Below are 19,423 nucleotides of genomic sequence, written 5' to 3'. Positions count from 1 at the left end.
TTCTCCCCCGATAAAACAATTCCTGTTTCTATATTACGGTCTCCCATATACCGTGCTTTGGAGCTGCTGCAAATCTCTCCATCTGATCAGGCGAATCCCTTCCGACCGAAGTGCCTGCTGGACGTCCGGATCGCGGAACAATTGGAACTCCATGCCGCGCTTCTCCGGCTGGCCGTGGAAAGCTAGCAGCTCATCCGTCACGAGGGATGGATGGAATATGAGTTCGGTTACGCCCGGCTGCAGCTGCTTCAACTGCTGCTTCAGGTCCGTTTTTACCGTATCATAGGTATCTCCCGCCTTAAGCGGAAACGGAAGTCCTATCAGATAATCAAGTACGACAACTCCCATAGCATGGGCCAGCAAACCAAGCTGCCGGGCCTGCTCCTCCAGCTCGGGCGGAACCATCTGACCGCTTACCGCCGCTACCTTGCGCGGCATCCGAAACGGCAGTCCGTAAGCCGCGCATACCTCGAAAACTTCCTTCAGAAAATTTTTGCCCGTCTCCAGCCCATATAAGCTTCCCATGTGGTTATCCGCATGCGTAGGATTCATTCCCAATTGAAGCGCGGCTTCGATCTGGGCAATCATTTCCTTCTTCACCTGCTGCGGTTCAGCCTGAAGCTCGAAGCTTCTGCAATCCTTCGGGAAATACCCTTCAGCGGTTACCAGCGACTGCGTATCGCTGCCATTCAGAACCGGACCCCAACGGTAAGAATCCCATTCGCTTGTAAACGTAAAATGGATGCCTACATCGAATTGCGGACGGTTGGCACTCCAAAGAGCCGCTTCGCGAGAGGACTTGCACGGCATCATTAGGGTTGCCGAGCTTACCGCCTGTTCCTGAAGCAGCTGCTGTATTCCTTTATTGGTTGACTGACACAGTCCGTAATCATCCGCATTAATAATCAACAATCGTTCCTGGCTGCCATATCCAAGCGATGCTGCAACGTTCATCTCGGGCACATCCCCTCTCTAATTAGCAACATTAAGAATTGGGTTTTGACCTCTTATAAAAGCTGATGCCGGAATAATGCCAGCAGCTGCTCTTCGCTCCGGTCCACCCATTCGCAAATTTGATACGTCTGGTCGATAAAGCCTGCCACTAGCCCCGCATCATCCAGTCCTTCGTTATAGCGGCCCGCGAAGTGAAGAAACACATCAAGCATTCTCAGCTTTATAAGAAGCGGCAGTACCTCCACCTCTTCAGGCGTAAGCTTGTCAATACTTCCGTAACCTTCGCAAAATAACCGGAGCCGTTCCCATATTTCCGAATCTCCGCCTTTGAAGAAATCGATCTGTGCTACAACAAGCTCCATCGCCCTGACATCGACGGTACAAAACTCAAAATCCAGCACGCCAATGATAAATTCACCTTCGGCTACCGTATTGCTGAAGTTAAGATCGCCATGAATCCATTGATGAGGCAGCTCTTTTACGGCTTGCAAGGCGCCAGACAAATCTTTCACCTGGTTCAGGATTGCCGCGGCTTTATCCGCTTTCGAAAGAAACTGTTCGGAAGACTGCAAGATGGCAGGGAGCTCATGGTGGATAAGAGAGGAATAGGTCTCTTCCAGCAAGTAGTAAGGATCGTAGATCGGCTTATTCGAAATCTTCATGCCGCGCAGCGCCTTTGATACCCTAGCGGCCGTCTCGCCAAGAGAGCGGATATGCGCTTTCTGCTGAACAGTTGGCCGTTCTCCCGGAATGTACCGGTATAATGCGGCAAGCGCGCCGCTAGACGCAACGGTAATCGTATCACCCGACCGGTTCTCCACGGGTATGGGAACCTTGAAGCCCGGCTGCTGCCGGTAAAGAGCAAAGAGCACGTGATGCTCAAGCGATACAATGTTTGTGTCCCGGTGATTGTTATACACCCGAAGAACGTACCGATCGTCACCCGCCTTGATCATCCGTGTTGTGTTGTTCATCCCGCTGTCTCCCGGTACAACCGTCCATTTCCCATCGAACGGGTACTGCTCGATCAGCGCGGCGAGCTCGATATCTTTCAATCCGTATGGCCTCCCTGCGTCTCTTGCTGCAACCTTTCCATACGGCCGGATAGGGTCTGCTTCCAGCTCTCGGACAATTCCTCGACTGCAAGCAGCGCCGACATGCCTTCCAAATCCGACTTACCCTGGTACATAACGCGATTGGCTTCGGCCAGCGAGATTGCTGCCGGATGCCGTTCCAGAACCTTCAAGTCCTCGCCAGCCCCAACTTCGCCTTCCTTCAAGACTCGGAAATAAAATCCCGTGAATCCGGTTTGCTGAACTTGCGCGGTGAGCTCCGGGCGCTGATGGCGGATACCTAGCTTAAAGCATGGCTGTCTTGGCTGGCTTACCTGCACAACCACTTCCCCGGCTTGAATAACGTCTCCGATGCACAAATCATGCTCCGTCCAATCGGATACCGTCCAGTTCTCGCCAAAAGCGCCGTAGCTCAGCTTATTGCCCAGCCACTCTTCCCAATGCGGGAAATGACGCTCGAAGTAGACGCACACCGCTTTATCCGGACCGCCGTGATTAACCAAATCCGCCTGACCGTCGCCCGTTAACCCTGTCTTGCTTAAATAATGCCTGCTCCTCGAGGCCGTCTTGTAAATACCTGTTTGAATAGGCCTGCTTCCGTGCATCGCCTCTACCGGCGTTCCTACGTTCAGAGAGACAATGCGGCTGTTTATTATTTCCCGAGACATTTGCTTCTGATGGCCTCCTGTCCATTTCTATTCTTCCACTATTATAATCTGATAAGGGAGAAGATGGCAAAAACATCTTTTGGCTCTCGATTATTAATCTCGTTAATAAGCCGAAAACAGGTATAGATACGGGCTTTTCAGCCGTTTTTGAATAGTCTTTCAAGACTACTCTTCGACACCTTTTGTAACATTCGCGCCTGCGGTGTCGAAAACGTTTTCTTTGTGTAAGATTATGCGCTTCCCCGGGAAATAAAAGCGGTTGTTATTTCCTCATTTCCCGGAATCCGTTCCGTTATTTTTAATGTAGATGGAATTTTCGCTCAATTCGGATGATTTCCCCTTTTGGTCGTTTCAATCGGCTCTGAAGACTCGCCAGATGCTGCTTGCGGTATCTTCTGTCCATGGCCATCACGAAGATCAACCATATTCCCGTTCCAACCGCTCCCCATAAACCAAGCGCAAAGACAGATACCGCCCCGGACAGTAGCAGCCAGAAGAATGCGGCACGGTCTACGATGAAACCGTAAGATCCAATATGCCATGGCGCATCGTCCAGCAGCCGGTGTCTGCCATACAGCTTGATCTTAATCCAAATCGGAATCATATACGCCAGCTGCAGGCATAACACCGCGAAGCCAAGCAAACTTGGGACCCCGGCCTCTCCCCCATCCGCCAGCCTGCCCGCGCCAAATAAAATAAATGACAACATAGCAGCCGTTCCGATTGCCCGAAGCGGCGATTGCCGCTCGCGCGATACCCGGGACAACCCTCTGCTGAAGGGAACCGCCTGATCTCGCGCCAGACTAAAGATTGCGCGTGAGCAGATCAGAAGCTCGCTGTTCCCGCTTCCCCAGATGGCTGCTGCAATGACGAGCAAAACGAAAGAATTCCCCTGCCAGCCGTCTAGCGCAGCGGCGGCCAGCAGGCTGTCGCCGCTGCTGAACAAGACTGTTCCGACAATGGAGGGCAGAACAAGGGTCAGGCACATGAACAGAACGAAGCCCCCGATCATTGTATAAACCGATGACAAGTAGATCGCCCAAGGCACGCGGATCCGCGGATCGCTTGTTTCCTCCGAGGCTTGCGCGGCTCCATCCATCCCAAGAAACAACTTCTGCAGCACTAGCATTCCAACGATAAAAGCCCACGGCGTCACATGACCGTCCAGACTTGCATTTTGGAACGTATATAAAAGCTTCGGCGAGTACGCTTCGCCCGAACGCAATAAAGATTCCGCCGATTATCGCGGCCAGAACAACCGCGTGAAGCATAATTCCGGCTTCCTGCAAAGCTCCCGTCCGTCCTGTTCCCCAATGATTAACCGCCGCTTGAACGGCGGTAACGAAACACAGCACGATTCCCGTCGTCCACCAGGAGGTGTTATAGTTCAGCCATACGGACAATAGTTTATCTAGAATAAAAGCGCAGGCGCCATTCATAAGCGTCATCATCGCAAGATGACCGGCGAGATGAAACCAGGCTGCATACCAGCCCCATCTTCTCGTACCAAGCGCCGAAGCCCAATGATAGACGCCGCCCGCCGTCGGCACGGCCGAAGACAACTCCGCAAGCGAAGCGCTGACCAGGATGCCGAACAATGCGAGCACCGGCAGTCCGATACTGACAACAGAGGGTCCTCCCTTCTGCAAGGCAGGTCCCGCAAGCAGGAATGCAGCCCCGACCAAGCCGAGAGATTGAAACGATAGCCCAAATGAAGCAGCCGCTCCAAGACGCCTCCCAAGCTGCTGGGCGAGCCCGAACAGATTCAGATCATGCTTATCCTGCTGCGCTTGGGCATACGTGCCATATGCCGTCATACTAATATGCCTCGAAGCCCTAACACTGCGCTGAGCCTTCGCGGTCAGCATTAAAGCGCAGCCACAAACAACCGCAAACAGCAGCAATCCGATCCATACCGCCAGCATCATTGAACCCCTCCCTACGATAATGTATGAGGAAGGGCGTTTGGTCATGTCAGAGCGCCAAAAGGCTGCCCGCGTAGGGCAGCCTTTTGTTATGCCGGTTATCAGCCAGCTTATAGAAGTTTATTACTCCGTGAACCGAAGCATCGCAAACGATGCAATCGCCCCCGTTGCCCAGCACAGCGTGTGAATAACGAGCCAGCGCCATTTTGACCGTAAATCCAGCCGCCTTAAACTCCATAGATTTACACCGAGTATAAGCAAGGCATAGACCAGAACGATGACAATCCCGTAAGCCTTCTGGAAGCCTGTTGACGGGGCCATAAATCCATAGACAAGAACGATGCCGCCGATCAGCACGTAAGGAAACAAAATTCCGAGCAGCAGATGGGCAATCGCCCCGAACCATTTTTTTCCGTCCATCCACGGATCAGCTCCTTTGGTCTTCACCGCCCGGCATGTCCAGTGCTCTCCTAATTATTCGGCACCATAGCGCCAAGTGGACCGTTCTCGTTCACAATATCCTGAAGATCATAGGCGGAGATCGGGAAATACGGAAACCCGTAAGCATAAGGCGTTAACTCGTATAAAGCAAAATAAATGACAATCGACCGGTCTGCGATATAGTAATCCTGATCCGGCCGGATCGTTCCGAATGGCTCGAGCGTGCTTATGTCGCGTTCCTTAATCTGTTCGCTGACCATTTCGGATATGCGTTGGACATAAGCACTGCCAGGCTTGAACAGCTGAGGAAGACTGTAGGCGTGTCCGGTTGACACGCGAAAGGTCAGCGAAACCTGCAGCGTAAGGCCATGACTTCCCCCCGAATAGGCGTAATTGAATAACGAAAGGCTGAGAATATCCCTCTCGTTCGTCTTCACCTCGTAATACCCGCTCATTTCAGCCCGCGGATCATCAAGCGAGCCCTGCTCGTCTACCAGCTGCTGTGCCGCTTTCCGGATGGATTCATTGATTCGCTTGATTGCATTCTCGTTTGGCCCGCCGCTAACATATGGGATCCAAAGCTCCGCTTTCGGGAATGCCGCTCTTGCAGATTGGACAATGACTGGAGACTGAAAAGCCATATTCGAAGACACCTACCTATTTGGTCAGATGCTCCATTATATGCGGGGTACGTCTCATTTCATGCCATTTGATACCGCCATGCGACGATGCCGCTTCTCCAACGTAAGCAAACCCTGCTCTCTCGTAAAAGGGGATAAGATGGCTTTCGCACATCAGAATAATCGCATGGTGTCCGGCCTTATCGCAAGTTGAGACAAGACGCTCGAGCAGCATGGCTCCAACTCCCTGTCGCCTTGCCTCCTCGGCAACGGCAACGGTCAGGATGCAGAAGTTGTCGCCTGCCTTCTCATCCTGCTGGTCGCCCTTCATCTCGTCCCCGCAAGACCAGGCCGACGTCCGGATTCCGTTCGTAATGCCAAGGAGCTTCCCTCCGGACCAGGCTGACCAGAAATAACCCGGGTAATGCTCGAACCGGTATCGGAACCCTTCCCGGGTTGCAGCCGCTTCAGGAACGTAGCATTGCTGCTCCAGCCGAAGCGCCTCATCCAGTTCATTTTCCTTGATTAAACGAAGCTCAATCACAGCATCATTTTCTCCCGCTCGGTCAATCTTCTGCCCTTTACGTCAAGAACAAGCTCACCGTTATTCAGACCTATAATCCGGTCCGCAAACCGTTCCGCCCAATCTCCTTGGTCAAGCACGGCAATAACCGTAACGCCCTGCTCCGTAGTCAGTCTCTTCAGATCGGACAACACGCGATCCGCCGTATGCGGATCAAGACCCGCCACCGGCTCGTCTGCCGCAATCACCTTTGCTCCATGCACCAGTGCGCGGGCAATCGCAATACGCTGACGCTCGCCGCCGCTCATAGTGCTCGCCTTTTGATGAGCTTTATCCAAGAGTCCCAGCTTTTCAATCGTGTCCATCGCGCCCATGTAATCGTCGTTGCGCAGCATGCCTGTCCATCTTCGCCAAGCAGGCGTCTGGGCAACGGCACCGATGCTGACATTTTTTAGCCCGGTCTTGTTCTGATGCAAAGCAGGCTTCTCTTCCAGATAAGCAACCGCACGCCGGATTTTGAGCTTGCCCGCCAGCCCTTGCTTGAAGATGTCCTCACCTTCAAAGAAATAGCTGCCGCCGCTCCACTTGTTCTGCAGCGCCAAGCTTTTGAGCAGCATCGACTTGCCGCTGCCGCTGGCCCCTTTTATCGCAATAAATTGGCCTGGCAGGACTTCAAAGCTGATATTCTTCAAGATCGTTGGCCCACCGGGAATTTGTACTCTAAGATTCGATATTCTCAACATAAGTCCATGCCCCTTTTTTGTAAACGCTTCGCCATTCTATGAATCTAGTTTACGAGAAACAAAAAACAGTTTCCACACGAACAAATGTTTGCTATAATAAAATCAGAACAAACGTTCCCTAAATTATATCCCACAATCATTTAAAGGAGGCTGAATCACCATGAATAAAAGCTGCGAAAACTTTCGTTATTTAGAGAAAGGATGGCCGCGCCGGGACCTTACATTTAAGTTTTACACGGACGGAACATTAACGATTATTGATAATCGTGCAGAGGAGGTGATCTCGCCAAATGATTTGAAGGGTGACAGCATGGACTTCTATGTACGGAGGCGTATCGCCTTTATTAAAAATAAATTGATCGCTGCTCAGCAGAAATATGCTTAATGACGCTAATATTTTAAGACAGGCGGAATACAGGGCGCTGAAAGAACATCGCACCTGCATTCCGCCTGCGCTGTCTTACGGCAGCTGTTTATTAATTCCATTCATGCTTGGAGGACGGTTTGCGAGTTTGTTCAGCTTGAGGCCAATTGCTTCCGATTTAAAACTGGATTGGTTTTGACGGTTTTGCGTTTTGTCGGCTTTATTGAATGGCATGCTCATCACCTCCCTGCTCTTTATGAGAATGATTAGCATAAATCCCCTGAATTAAACATCCTGGGGGCTTCGTTGACGTAAGGCTTCGAATAAGGTAGATTGTTCATACGACGAACACTTCACCAAAGGAGCCGTGCTTTAGATGAAGCAAAACCTTTTCTTTGACCTAGACGACACCCTCATTCACTGCAACAAATATTTCTACTTTGTGATCGAACAGTTTGTGGACGCGATGACAACGTGGTTTGCTGGTTATGAAGGGGTAAGCGCTGATGCAGTGCGCAACAAACAGACGGAGATTGATATTGCGGGCGTAGCGGTGCTCGGATTCAAGAGCGAGCATTTCCCGCAGTCTTTTATTGATACATACCATTATTACTGCGACCTTACGGGCCGCAAAAAGTCCAAGACGGAGCAGGACTTTCTTTGGAAGCTTGGCTTAAGCGTATATGAGCATGAGACCGAGCCCTATCCTAATATGGAAGCTACTCTCGATAAGCTGGCCGGAGAGGGTCATACCCTTCATCTCTATACCGGAGGAGAAATTACGATTCAGCGCCGCAAGATTGAACAAATGAAGCTGGAGCGGTATTTCGATACGAGAGTTTATATCCGCCGGCATAAGAACAGCGAAGCTCTTGAGCAGATCTTGGCGGAGGGCGGTCATAACCGTCATTTAACGTGGATGATCGGCAACTCGATTCGGACGGATGTTGTACCTGCTCTTACGGCAGGCATTCACGCCATCCATATGAGAGCGGAATCCGAATGGCAGTACAATGTCATTAACATCGAAGTAGAGCCTAAAGGGGCCTTCCTCACCCTGAATAATCTGCTCGAAGTTCCGCCGGCGATCCATGACTATGTCAGTCGCAAGCAACCCTAATCTTAATGACATAAACAAAAGGAGTAAAACGGCAACCGCCGTTTTACTCCTTTTTCTGTTGAACGATTGCTCCCAAGGTTACACCCCTTGAACGGATACCGTGCCTTTATCCCGGTCCGTCAACACGAGCTTGGCCTTCGTGCTGCTGCCATCCTGGCGCTTGAAGGTAAGCTGGCTCGTTGCTCCTTTTTCAAGCAGGGAACGAACCATTGGAATCGAGATCGTCTTACCTTGCTGCTCCTTCCAGATAACAAACGTACAGCCATCCCGGAAGGAGCTGCAGCCGAATCCGCGCTTCCCCTCAATAATGTGCCCGCTGCAGCCAGCTCTTGGGCAGGCCGCGATCGGCTCACGCACAGTAGGACTTGCTGCCGTACGGGATGCGGCCTTTGGAGCGGCGGTTGCAGTTGCTGAAGCCGAGGTAGATGACCTAGTCGAAGATGGCCGTCCGCCGCCAGAAGGCTTCGAAGTACGGCTTCCCCGCTTAGTACCCGCAGCCCCTCGCTTGCCGCCGCTCTCCCGCTCCTCGAACGTTCCCGGCGCTGCCGGGCGCTGCTGGCGAACCTTATCCACGATCATCGCGGCAAACTGCTTCACCTTCATAATAAACTGGTCATCGGATGCTTCACCTCGCGAAATCTGGTGCAAGCGCTGCTCCCATCGTCCGGTCATTTCGGGTGATGCCAGCAAATCTACGCCAGCTCCGCGAATCAATTCGATAGCGGCACAGCCTTTGGAGGATATCTCCAATTTCTTGCCTGTTAGATCCACATAACCAACTTGCTTTAGCCGTTCAATAGTCGCCGCTCGCGTAGCCGGTGTGCCAAGCCCCGTATCCTTCATCGCCTCGCGCAGCTCGTCATCCTCCATCGACTTGCCAGCGCTTTCCATTGCCTTCAGCAAGGTGCCCTCGGTAAACGACTTTGGCGGTTGGGTCGTTTTCTCGAGCGATTCGGATTTCACGCATTTGACGCCCTGCTGAGGCTCAATGGCAAACGGTTTATCGGTGAGCAGCTCTTCATCATCGCTCTCCGCCTCATCCTTCTCGCTTGATTTTTTCTTGCTGGTCTTCTTCGCGGCTTGTCCCTGATCCTGCAGAACAACCTTCCACCCAAGCTCCAATAGCTCCTTCGCCTTTGTCCGGAAAATCTCGCTCTCCACCTCGGTCAGAACCGTATGGTTCTTATACACCGCAGGCGGATAATACTGAGACAGGAAGCGCCGGACGATCATATCATAAATATTTTGTTCCTCCGGGCTTAAACCGGAAGGCCGCTTAGGCGTTGGCATAATAGCATGGTGATCCTCGACCTTTGAAGGATTGCATACCGCCTTATTTCCCTTATGCACCCGGCCCCGGTCCGCGCCGTTTGCCAGCTCGCGGTAAGAATCCGACCCCTGCAGCATCGTCAGCACCTTTTGCATGACAGGCAGATTCTCTTCGGTTACGTAGTTGGAGTTCGTTCGCGGATAGGTAATGGCTTTATGCTTCTCGTACAAGGCCTGCGCAATATCCAGCGTTTTCTTCGCCGAATAGCCGTAGCGGCCGTTCGCTTCCCGCTGCAGAAGCGTCAGATCATGAAGACGGAACGGGTATTCCTTGCTCTCCGCCGTCTGATAATCCTTAATAAAGCCGGGTTTTCCCTGCGTCTTGGCGGCCAGCGCTTCCGCCTTCGCTTTATCCGTAATCCGATCCCCCTGCCATATCCCTGAATATTGAAATCCATTCTGATCGAATAACGCCTTTACGACATAATACATATCCGACTTGAAAGCCGTAATCTCTTTGTGTCGGTCATACAGCAGCGCCAGCACCGGCGTCTGTACCCTGCCAACCGAGAGCAAAGCCTTATGACGGATCGTAAACGCGCGGGAGGCATTCATTCCGATCAGCCAGTCCGCCTCGCTGCGCGCCCTGGCTGCCCTTGTAAGCGGGGCATAGTCCTCGTCGCTTCGAAGGGAGTCAAAGCCCTTTCGGATCGTCTCAGGCGTCAAATCCGAGATCCACAGACGGTCTGTAGGCTGGGGGAGCTTCAAATATTGCCGGATTAGATGAAAAATAAGCTGTCCCTCTCGCCCGGCGTCACAAGCATTCACGAGACGGCCGCATCGCTTCGCAAGCTCTCCGATCGTCTTTAGCTGATCCTTTGTCCGGGCATTTGGCCACAGCTTGAACTTATCCGGAATAATCGGCAAATCCTGATCGTTCCATCTTTTATAGCGAGCGTCATACTGGTCTGGCTCCGCCAGCGTAACCAGATGGCCAATCGCCCAGGTAATGATAAAACGGTCGCCTTCCAGGTACGTCCGCTTATTCGCCGCCTTTGGCTCTACAACCGCAGCAATCGTCCGCCCCATGTCGGGCTTTTCCGCAATAATTAATGTCTTCAACTAATCGCCTCTCATATCTAGCTTGTTCGTTCTACTTTGCTTTTCATCGATGCAAAAATTTTACTCACGCCATTTGCCCAGTTCTGATCCTCCGCGTATTTGCGGTTGATCCAGGCAATCGGGTCTTTGCCCTCCGGCCGGTTTTTGCTCCACTTCAATACGGTCTGGGAGGCAATTCGCGCCGAATCGTGTATGGTCGTATTGTAGTCTTTCCAGCTATAAAAAACATTGAACGGATTGTTGGCGATCTTCATCGCCTGTTTATTCGACTTCGGTACAAAAGCCTGCTCCTGTCCGGTAATCGCGAATAAAAAGAGGGGATGGATATCAAATGTTTTTGCTGCGTCGATGATGGCATCCAAATAAGGCTGTTCCGCGAGAAGGGAATCTTTGCTGTTCAAATAATCGACCAAGCTTTCCTTATCCACATCGGTATACCGAAGCTCATTCGGAAGCTCGTTGCCCGCAACAGCCGGCATTGCTTTCTCGAAGGACTGCAGCGTAACTGGCGGCTGCAGCTTGTTAGGAGAAGGCCTGAGCAGCGACCAGCCGTACAGGAGCGAAGCGCTCACCAGCATGATGGATAAAAGAGAATACATCAACGTCTGCTTTCGACGGTAAGGCTTCAGAGCCGGATTAATGTGCAGCTGGACCGGTAACGGAATAACCTCGGCCAGCCCAGCTGCCGCATTATTTTTTCCTTCTATCCGGTACTCGGATCCAAGCCACTCCTTTAACTGCTCCCATGAGGCAGAAGACCCGGACTCCTCTTTCTTCGCCAGCTTGTCCAACTGAATTCGGAACAAGTCCCACTCGAGCTGCGTGCCGCTCTGCTCTTCAACCCACTTATGAAGCGATGTAACGACATTGGAATCTGCCAAGTCAAGGGCAAGGCACGCTTCGAAAATATCGTCCGAGCGGACCGGCATTTGCCTCTCCAGTACGGTTGTCCGGATCAGCTTCGCCGTCACTTCCCGCTTCAGCTTGTCATCAAAGGGCGGAAGCTGTTTTTGAATAATACGGCTTACCGCATCGGCTACAATCTCAGCCCTCTTGTCCTGCGGCATCGCATCGTATTTATGTTGAACATACTGTCTGATTTTACGTACATCAATCGGGGTTAATACAAAAGCTTCATCGGCCGGCATGACGAACTCTCCCCTTTACGTCATCTCTAACCGATTTTACCACAATTTTCTTTAAATTGGGGAGGACAGATTTGCAATGCGCTGCTGAATTTCTTCGCTTTCGATAAAGGATTTGATCTGCTCTTTCTCGAACGCAGTAAATTGATATTCGCAATCAATATCCTCGTCCTGCGGGACGATTTGCGCAATCGCGCCGCCTAATGTGCATATCACGAGACCGCTGAAATCAATCAGGTCACCCGGCACAGGCGTCTCCTCCGTCACGTCAAACCGCAGCGCAATATCAACCCACTGGTTATCTCTGCGCTCTATAGATGCCGTAATCGATTTGAATCGCAGTTCTGTCACTCTGTCCAATCCGTATTTAATCATTCCCGCTGCCTCCAATACAGTCACACAAACAGCTTAATTCTAACATCTAATGTTAGGTTTACTTCAAAAACTTGTTTGGTAAGCAATGCTCACCTCACAGGTAAACAGGCATAATTCCCTATTCGACAAGAAAAGCGCCCGGAGGCGCTTTCTGTTATCGATTGTTATCTCGGGCTCCTTAAACCTTAAGGCAGCATCGACGATCCCATCAAATATTTATCCACTTCGCGAGCTGCCTCGCGGCCTTCGTTGATCGCCCATACGACAAGGCTTTGTCCGCGGCGCATATCGCCCGCTGCGAATACTTTATCAACGTTGGTTTTGTATTTGCCATAAGTCGCTTTAACGTTCGTACGGCGGTCTTGCTCAAGGCCGAACGAATCGATCAGCGTTTTCTCCGGTCCTTCAAAGCCTACTGCGATAAAGACAAGATCAGCCGGCCAAACCTTCTCTGTGCCCGGGATGTCTTTATAAATTCTGCGGCCGGTTTCTTCGTCAACCGTACGCTCGATTTGTACCGTGTGCAGCTCTTTCAGGTTGCCGTTGCCGTCGCCAACGAATTTCTTCGTCAGTACGGAGAATGCGCGAGGATCTTCGCCGTAGAGGGCCTTTGCTTCCTCTTGAGCGTAATCAAGCGTGTACACATTCGGGAATTGCGGCCAAGGGTTGTTTACGATATCGCGTTCCAGCGGAGCTTTCGCTACCGTACCGAATTGCGTAACCGACTTACAGCCATGACGCAATGCCGTTGCCACACAGTCCGTACCAGTATCGCCGCCGCCGATAACGATAACATCTTTATCTTTAGCGGAAATGTAATTGCCGTCTTCCAGGTTCGAATCCAAGTAGCTCTTGATTGTTCCGTTCAGGTAATCCATCGCCAAGTGGATGCCGTTCAGCTCGCGGCCTTCCATTTCAACATCGCGTGCTTTTGTTGCGCCGCCGCACATAATAACAGCGTCGAATTCTTTCAAAAGCTCGTCTCTCGAAATATCTTTGCCGATTTCTGTATTCGTTACGAACTCAATGCCTTCTTCTCTCATCAGGTTGACGCGGCGGTCTACAACATGCTTCTCAAGCTTCATTGTAGGGATGCCGTAAGTGAGAAGTCCGCCTAGACGGTCAGCACGCTCATAAACAGTTACCTTGTGACCTGCTTTATTCAGTTGGGCAGCTGCCGCAAGACCAGCCGGGCCGGAACCTACAACCGCTACTTTTTTACCAGTGCGTACTTTAGGAGGTTGTGCAACAACCCATCCTTCTTCAAAGCCGCGCTCGATAATAGCATTTTCGATGGTCTTAATTGTTACGGGCTCGCCGATCAAGCCAACTGTACAAGAGCCTTCACATGGAGCCGGACATACGCGACCGGTAAATTCAGGGAAGTTGTTTGTTTTGTGCAAGCGGTCAAGCGCTTCACGCCACAATCCACGGTAAATCAGGTTATTCCATTCCGGAATCAAGTTGTTCACCGGGCAGCCGGATGCCGAACCTGCAAGTTCCATGCCTGTGTGGCAATATGGAGTTCCGCAATCCATACAGCGAGCGCCTTGCGTACGCAGCTGTTCATCCGACAAATGCTTATGAAATTCATTCCAATCCTTGATCCGTTCAATAGGATCCCGATCAGCCGGCAATTCACGTTGATACTGCATAAATCCTGTAGGTGTAGACATGTGCGAATTTCCTCCATCCAATATTCCCGAAAAGCCTGTATAATTATTCTCTTAAAACTATATCGGGAATCTTTAAATATTTCAACAAAAAACTTCATTTCCTACGCGATTATCGTATAAAAAAGCCTATCATTCTTATTTTCTGTCGTTAATGGATTATCCGCACAATCATTTGCACTTATTAACACAACGTTCGTCATTTGTGCGATTTTCTTTATTTTATGCATTTCGGCGGGCAAATGTTTGGAAAGTGAAGGAGAATGCGTTACGCTCGTCGCTTTCAACCTTCTCTGCATCCACGCGTTCCCATTCGCCTTCGTTAAACGTAGGGAAAAACGCGTCGCCGCCTTCTATATTTGTATCCACTTCGGTAAGCCGGATTTTATCCGCGAATGGAAGAAACTGTGCATAAATATCCGCACCGCCGATTACCATCAGTTCCCCCTCACCGTACCGGTCAATCGCTTCCTGCACGGAATGTACAACCTCACAGCCTTCTTTGGCGTATTCCGGCTGTCTGGTTATTACGACATTTGTCCGGTCCTTCAGCGGCTTGGGCAGCGATTCGAACGTCTTGCGACCCATAACAACGGCTTTCCCTGTCGTATGGCGCGTAAAGTAGGCCATCTCAGCCGGAAGCCGCCATGGCAGCTTATTCCCGATTCCGATCGTGCGGCCACGGTCCATTGCTGCGATCATCGTAATCGACATCGTATTTGTTCCTGCTTTCTTATACGGCTACCGGAGCCTTAATAGTAGGATGCGGCTGATAGTTCTCGAGCTTGATATCTTCAACCTCCGCGTCGAAGATTGAACTCACATCCGGATTTATCGCAAGGACTGGCAGCTCCCGCATGTCCCGCTGCAATTGAATATCAATTTGTTCCAGGTGGTTCAAATAAATATGCGCATCGCCAAGCGTATGAATAAACTCGCCGACCCCAAGCCCGCACTCCTGGGCAATGAGATGCGTGAGCAGAGCATAGCTTGCAATATTAAACGGGATTCCGAGGAAAATATCGCCGCTCCGCTGATACAGCTGACAGCTCAGCTTGCCGTTAATCACATAAAACTGGAACATCGTGTGGCAAGGAGGAAGCGCCATCGACGGTACGTCCTCTGGGTTCCATGCCGATACGATCAAACGGCGGGAATCCGGATTTTTCTTGATCGTATCGATAATTCCCTTGAGCTGATCAATCGTTTCTCCTTGCGTTGTACGCCATTCACGCCATTGCTTGCCGTAAACGTTGCCCAGATCGCCGTACTTCTCGGCAAAAGCATCATCGGTCAGCACGAGATTCGTGAATTTGTCCATCTGCTCTTGATATACGACGTTGAAGGCCTCATCCGTCTGCGAACGAAGGCCAAAGTTCGTCATGTCCGGGCCATTGTAGTCGGTGCTCTCCACCCATCTTTTAAACGCCCATTCATCCCAAATATGGTTCTTATGCTTCAGCAAATACCGGATATTGCTATCGCCTTTGATAAACCACAGCAATTCACTGACAATAAGCTTGAAAGGCACTCTCTTCGTCGTCAGAATCGGAAAGCCCTTGGCAAGGTCAAACCGCATCTGGTAACCGAAAGTCGAGATCGTTCCGGTACCCGTCCGGTCCTCTTTCTTCACGCCGTTCTCAAGCACATGCCGGAGCAATTGCAAATATTCCGTTTCACTCGTTTGAACTGTCACTTTTTATATCAACTCCTTGTCATTCATCGGCACAACATCCTTCTCCCGCATGCAGCGCCGGTCCAAGGTTTTTCGAAAACTATTTAACCACAATAGTAATTATACATTTCCTAACTATTGGGAGGTGTAAAATACTATTTGGCGATAAAACCAACCTTTAAACGCGGTCGCTCATCTTCGAATAGCCTCGATAGAGGTTTTCTCACTAGTTTAACATTTTTCGCATAGGTTTGTCTTCACGTTTTCGCTGCGTGCTGACGTTCCCGTTTTCGTTTCATCCGAAGTTCATGCCGCTCCGGGGCAGTTGCAAACATGCGAATTTCCTCGTCTGTCTGCGGATATACTTTGGGCACCATTGCGGGTTTGCCTTTATCATTCAACGCCACAAAAGTAAAGAACGCCGTAACCGTTGTGGTCCGCTCGGCCGTATACAGGTTCTCCGATTGAACGGTCACGCACACTTCCATGGAGGAATTGTTCGTCCAGCTTACATAAGCTTCCACTTCGATAACTTCCCCTACTCTAATGGGCGCTACAAAATCAAGACTGTCCGTTGAAGCAGTCACTACCTGCATCCGGGCATGCCGCATCGCTGCAATGGCAGCCGCCTTGTCCATATACTCCATAACCTTGCCGCCAAACATCGTATCGTGATGATTCGTATCCAGCGGAAAAATGATCTGCGTCATTACCGTCCTGGATGCACTAGCCGGCTTTTCCATAAGCTTTCGCTCCTCATGTTATGTACAGTTATAATATGCAAAAAGAGGCCCGCATGCTGTTCAAGCCGCGGGACCTCTCTCACTAAATCTCAAATAACGCAGAACGGATATTACTTAGCAACCGTATGGATTGGATGTCCGAGCGCTACTTCAGCAGCGTCCAGAACGATCTCACCCAGTGTTGGATGCGCGTGGATAGTCAGGGCGATATCTTCAAGAGTAGCACCCATCTCGATAGCCAGAGCAAGCTCAGCAATCATGTTGGAAGCTTCCAGACCGATGATTTGTGCGCCCAGAACAAGACCAGTGTCAGCATCGGATACGAGCTTCACGAAGCCTTCAGTCGCGTTAAGCGACATTGCACGGCCATTGATCGCAAATGGGAACTTGCCCACTTTTGTTTTGTAGCCTTTGTCTTTTGCTTCTTTCTCGGAAAGACCAACTGCTGCGCATTCCGGATCCGAGAAGCAAACCGCAGGTACGCATTTGTAATCGATAACGCTTGGCTGACCGGAGATTGCTTCTGCAGCAATGCGGCCTTCGTACATCGCTTTGTGCGCAAGAGCAGGACCAGCGATGATATCGCCGATTGCATAGATATGCGGGTTGCTTGTGCGGCATTGCGCGTCAACTTCAACCAGACCGCGCTCGCCAACTTTTACGTTAGCCAGTTCAAGACCAAGGTCTCCGTCAGTGTTTGGACGACGTCCAACGGTAACGAGCAGGTAGTCTGCCGTTACTTTCTCTTCTTTGTCGCCAACTTTATAAGTCAACGTTACGTCTTTATCGGTTTGCTCAGCGCCTTGAGCCATTGCGCCAGTAACGATGTCAACGTTCGTGCCTTTCAATTTCTTAGCAACGATCGAGCCCATATCTTTATCGAAGCCTGGCAGAATCGCGTCGCCGCCTTCGATAATAGTTACTTTCGTACCGAACTTGGAGTACATTTGGCCAAGCTCGATGCCGATGTAGCCGCCGCCGATAACGATGATGCTTTTCGGAATTTCAGGCAGCGACAAAGCGCCTGTCGACGAAACGATACGGCCGCTGAACGGGAATGCTTTCAGCTCGATTGGACGGGAACCTGTAGCGATGATACAGTTTTTGAAACGGTAGCGCGGTGCTTCTTGATCGTTGAAGACACGTGCTTCGTTCTCGTTGATAAACATAACTTCGCCGTTGAAGTATTGCACTTTGTTCGCTTTCAAAAGCGATGCAACGCCGCCGGTCAGTTTTTTAACGATACCGTTTTTGAACTCTTGTACTTTGTTCCATTCCACTTTCACGTCGCCGGCTGTGATGCCGAAAGCCGATGCATGGCTAATGGATTCGTATTGATGCGATGCCGAGATAAGCGCTTTGGAAGGAATACAACCAACGTTCAAGCAAACGCCGCCCACATTCTCTTTCTCAACAACAAGAACGTTTTGACCCAGCTGTGCAGCACGGATTGCTGCAACATAACCGCCGGGACCTGCACCGATGACTAGAGTATCAATATCTAAAGACGGATCTCCTACTACCATTGTAGTTACACCTCCATGATGAATAATTCTGGTTGACCCAGAAGTTGTTTAATGTAGTTCATAAAGTTTTGAGCAGTTGCGCCGTCGATCAGACGGTGGTCGAAGCTCAGCGACAGAGCCATTACAGGAGCTGCCACGATTTCTCCGTTGCGAACAACCGGTTTCTCGGAGATACGGCCAGTACCCAGGATCGCAACTTCAGGGAAGTTGATTACCGGAGTAAAGAACATACCGCCAGCGGAACCGATGTTGGAAATTGTGATCGTGCTGCCTTTAAGCTCTGCAGCGGATAATTTTCCTTCGCGGCCTTTAACAGCCAGGTCGCGGATTTTGTCGGCAACCATGAAAATATTTTTACGGTCAGCGTCTTCGATAACAGGAACGATCAGGCCGTTGTCTGTATCTGTAGCAATACCGATGTTATAGAACTTCTTGTAGACGATCTCTTGGTTAGCCTCATCCAGCGTAGCGTTCATGATCGGGAATTGACGGCAAGCCGCAACGAGTGCCTTCACGATGAATGGCAGGTAAGTCAGCTTGGAACCTTTTTTCTCTGCATACGGCTTGTATTTCGCGCGCAGAGCAACCAGTTCAGTTACGTCAACTTCATCCATGATTGTTACGTGAGGAGCTGTGTATACCGATTTAACCATCGCGTTGGCAATTGCTTTACGGATGCCTTTGAACGGTACGCGCTCTTCCGGACGGTATGCGTCAACTGCCGCTGCTGCCGGTTTAGCTGCTGGTGCTTCTGCTGCTGCAGGAGCTGCCGCATCCGTTGCCGGAGCTGCCGCCGCTGGTGCTGCACCGCCGCCGTTTGTTACGTCTTCACGAGTAATACGGCCGTTTTTGCCAGTGCCGGTAACCGTCGTCAGGTCAACGCCTTGCTCGCGGGCAAATTTACGAACGCTAGGCGTAGCCAGAACCAAACCGCCTGTTGCTTTCGGAGCTTCTGCCGGTGCAGCGGGAGCTGCCGCTGGTGCCGCTGCCGGTGCAGCAGGCGCCGCCGCTGGTGCTGGTGCCGCCGCTGGAGCTTCAGCAGCAGGAGTATCTTGCTCTGGAATATCACCTTCTGCATCAATGATGGCCACAACTTCGCCAACATGGCAAACCTGGCCGTCTTTCATGCGTACTTCGAGTACAGTACCGTTAACCGGGCAAGGCACTTCTACAACTGCCTTATCGTTTTGTACTTCCATGATGATATCGTCATCCGTTACTTTGTCGCCGGCTTTAATGTGCACTTTTACGATTTCGCCTTCGTGCAAGCCTTCGCCAAGCTCCGGAAATTTGTATTCAAATTTCGCCACTGTAGTATCCTCCTTAAAAGAATTAGCGCTTACTTGCGGTAATTCTTACCCCGTAAGCATGAGCTTAAAGAATTAGCGCTTGCGGTAATTCTTACCCCGTAAGCATTCATTGCGTTTGCCGCCTATTGACGGCTTTGCCCGCTGTTAAGCGGGC

General features: G+C 50.9%; 19 protein-coding genes and 1 pseudogene. 2 read left to right on the top strand and 18 right to left on the bottom strand.

Annotation, left to right across the window (positions count from 1 at the left end):
* Positions 1 to 33 precede the first annotated feature (33 nt).
* The 8 genes and pseudogenes from PJDR2_RS13540 to PJDR2_RS13500 all read right to left on the bottom strand — a co-directional run bounded on the left by PJDR2_RS13540 (position 34) and on the right by PJDR2_RS13500 (position 6,947).
* Complete coding sequence (locus PJDR2_RS13540; protein WP_015844268.1) at positions 34 to 954, bottom strand: polysaccharide deacetylase family protein; 921 nt, start codon at positions 952 to 954, stop codon at positions 34 to 36.
* Positions 955 to 1,007: 53 nt separating this feature from the next.
* Positions 1,008 to 2,009 carry a phosphotransferase gene (locus PJDR2_RS13535; protein ID WP_015844267.1) on the bottom strand — a complete coding sequence of 334 codons (1,002 nt, stop codon included), beginning with the start codon at positions 2,007 to 2,009 and terminating at the stop codon, positions 1,008 to 1,010.
* Positions 2,006 to 2,695, bottom strand: a complete 690-nt coding sequence (locus tag PJDR2_RS13530) for an MOSC domain-containing protein (RefSeq protein WP_015844266.1) — start codon at positions 2,693 to 2,695, stop codon at positions 2,006 to 2,008. Before PJDR2_RS13530 ends, PJDR2_RS13535 begins: the two co-directional genes overlap by 4 nt.
* Before the next feature lie 298 nt (positions 2,696 to 2,993).
* Positions 2,994 to 4,406: pseudogene (locus PJDR2_RS33850) on the bottom strand (amino acid permease); the annotation flags it as partial.
* Positions 4,407 to 4,743: 337 nt separating this feature from the next.
* A complete protein-coding gene (locus tag PJDR2_RS13515; RefSeq protein ID WP_015844265.1) occupies positions 4,744 to 5,040 on the bottom strand; it encodes a hypothetical protein in 297 nt (98 codons plus the stop codon).
* Between the two features lie 50 nt (positions 5,041 to 5,090).
* Positions 5,091 to 5,702 carry a DUF3298 and DUF4163 domain-containing protein gene (locus tag PJDR2_RS13510; protein WP_015844264.1) on the bottom strand — a complete coding sequence of 204 codons (612 nt, stop codon included), beginning with the start codon at positions 5,700 to 5,702 and terminating at the stop codon, positions 5,091 to 5,093.
* Positions 5,703 to 5,718: 16 nt separating this feature from the next.
* Complete coding sequence (locus tag PJDR2_RS13505; RefSeq protein WP_015844263.1) at positions 5,719 to 6,225, bottom strand: GNAT family N-acetyltransferase; 507 nt, start codon at positions 6,223 to 6,225, stop codon at positions 5,719 to 5,721.
* Positions 6,222 to 6,947, bottom strand: coding sequence for a phosphonate ABC transporter ATP-binding protein (locus PJDR2_RS13500; protein WP_015844262.1), 726 nt, complete (start codon positions 6,945 to 6,947; stop codon positions 6,222 to 6,224). Before PJDR2_RS13500 ends, PJDR2_RS13505 begins: the two co-directional genes overlap by 4 nt.
* A gap of 160 nt (positions 6,948 to 7,107) precedes the next feature.
* Between PJDR2_RS13500 and PJDR2_RS13495 the strand changes: the two genes are divergently transcribed.
* Positions 7,108 to 7,332 (top strand): hypothetical protein, encoded by a 225-nt coding sequence (locus PJDR2_RS13495; RefSeq protein ID WP_015844261.1) that lies wholly within the window; start codon positions 7,108 to 7,110, stop codon positions 7,330 to 7,332.
* A gap of 75 nt (positions 7,333 to 7,407) precedes the next feature.
* Here the strand turns inward: PJDR2_RS13495 and PJDR2_RS33160 are convergent, their stop codons facing one another.
* Positions 7,408 to 7,545: a hypothetical protein gene (locus tag PJDR2_RS33160; protein ID WP_015844260.1), complete on the bottom strand. Its 138-nt coding sequence runs from the start codon at positions 7,543 to 7,545 to the stop codon at positions 7,408 to 7,410.
* A gap of 142 nt (positions 7,546 to 7,687) precedes the next feature.
* On the opposite strand from PJDR2_RS33160, the gene PJDR2_RS13490 reads away from it, so the two are divergent.
* Positions 7,688 to 8,431 (top strand): HAD family hydrolase, encoded by a 744-nt coding sequence (locus PJDR2_RS13490; protein ID WP_015844259.1) that lies wholly within the window; start codon positions 7,688 to 7,690, stop codon positions 8,429 to 8,431.
* A 78-nt stretch (positions 8,432 to 8,509) separates the two neighbouring features.
* Here the strand turns inward: PJDR2_RS13490 and PJDR2_RS13485 are convergent, their stop codons facing one another.
* The 9 genes from PJDR2_RS13485 to PJDR2_RS13445 all read right to left on the bottom strand — a co-directional run bounded on the left by PJDR2_RS13485 (position 8,510) and on the right by PJDR2_RS13445 (position 19,269).
* Positions 8,510 to 10,822: a type IA DNA topoisomerase gene (locus tag PJDR2_RS13485; RefSeq protein ID WP_015844258.1), complete on the bottom strand. Its 2,313-nt coding sequence runs from the start codon at positions 10,820 to 10,822 to the stop codon at positions 8,510 to 8,512.
* Positions 10,823 to 10,839: 17 nt separating this feature from the next.
* Positions 10,840 to 11,970, bottom strand: a complete 1,131-nt coding sequence (locus PJDR2_RS31925) for a glucosaminidase domain-containing protein (RefSeq protein ID WP_015844257.1) — start codon at positions 11,968 to 11,970, stop codon at positions 10,840 to 10,842.
* A 51-nt stretch (positions 11,971 to 12,021) separates the two neighbouring features.
* A complete protein-coding gene (locus PJDR2_RS13475) occupies positions 12,022 to 12,342 on the bottom strand; it encodes a hypothetical protein (RefSeq protein WP_015844256.1) in 321 nt (106 codons plus the stop codon).
* A gap of 185 nt (positions 12,343 to 12,527) precedes the next feature.
* Complete coding sequence (locus PJDR2_RS13470) at positions 12,528 to 14,018, bottom strand: glutamate synthase subunit beta (RefSeq protein ID WP_015844255.1); 1,491 nt, start codon at positions 14,016 to 14,018, stop codon at positions 12,528 to 12,530.
* A 219-nt stretch (positions 14,019 to 14,237) separates the two neighbouring features.
* A complete protein-coding gene (locus PJDR2_RS13465; protein WP_015844254.1) occupies positions 14,238 to 14,729 on the bottom strand; it encodes a dihydrofolate reductase in 492 nt (163 codons plus the stop codon).
* Between the two features lie 19 nt (positions 14,730 to 14,748).
* Positions 14,749 to 15,711 carry a thymidylate synthase gene (locus PJDR2_RS13460; protein WP_015844253.1) on the bottom strand — a complete coding sequence of 321 codons (963 nt, stop codon included), beginning with the start codon at positions 15,709 to 15,711 and terminating at the stop codon, positions 14,749 to 14,751.
* Positions 15,712 to 15,947: 236 nt separating this feature from the next.
* The gene (locus PJDR2_RS13455; protein ID WP_015844252.1) at positions 15,948 to 16,433 is read right to left on the bottom strand and encodes an acyl-CoA thioesterase; all 486 of its coding nucleotides are present in this window, start codon (positions 16,431 to 16,433) and stop codon (positions 15,948 to 15,950) included.
* 110 nt (positions 16,434 to 16,543) lie between these two features.
* On the bottom strand, positions 16,544 to 17,959 hold the full coding sequence (gene lpdA, locus PJDR2_RS13450; protein WP_015844251.1) for a dihydrolipoyl dehydrogenase: 1,416 nt from the start codon (positions 17,957 to 17,959) through the stop codon (positions 16,544 to 16,546).
* A gap of 5 nt (positions 17,960 to 17,964) precedes the next feature.
* Positions 17,965 to 19,269 carry a dihydrolipoamide acetyltransferase family protein gene (locus tag PJDR2_RS13445; RefSeq protein WP_015844250.1) on the bottom strand — a complete coding sequence of 435 codons (1,305 nt, stop codon included), beginning with the start codon at positions 19,267 to 19,269 and terminating at the stop codon, positions 17,965 to 17,967.
* Between the last annotated feature and the right edge of the window lie 154 nt (positions 19,270 to 19,423).

It is taken from the genome of Paenibacillus sp. JDR-2 (assembly GCF_000023585.1).
In the GTDB taxonomy this organism is placed as follows: domain Bacteria; phylum Bacillota; class Bacilli; order Paenibacillales; family Paenibacillaceae; genus Pristimantibacillus.
This window is presented reverse-complemented; position numbering and strand designations above follow the sequence as displayed.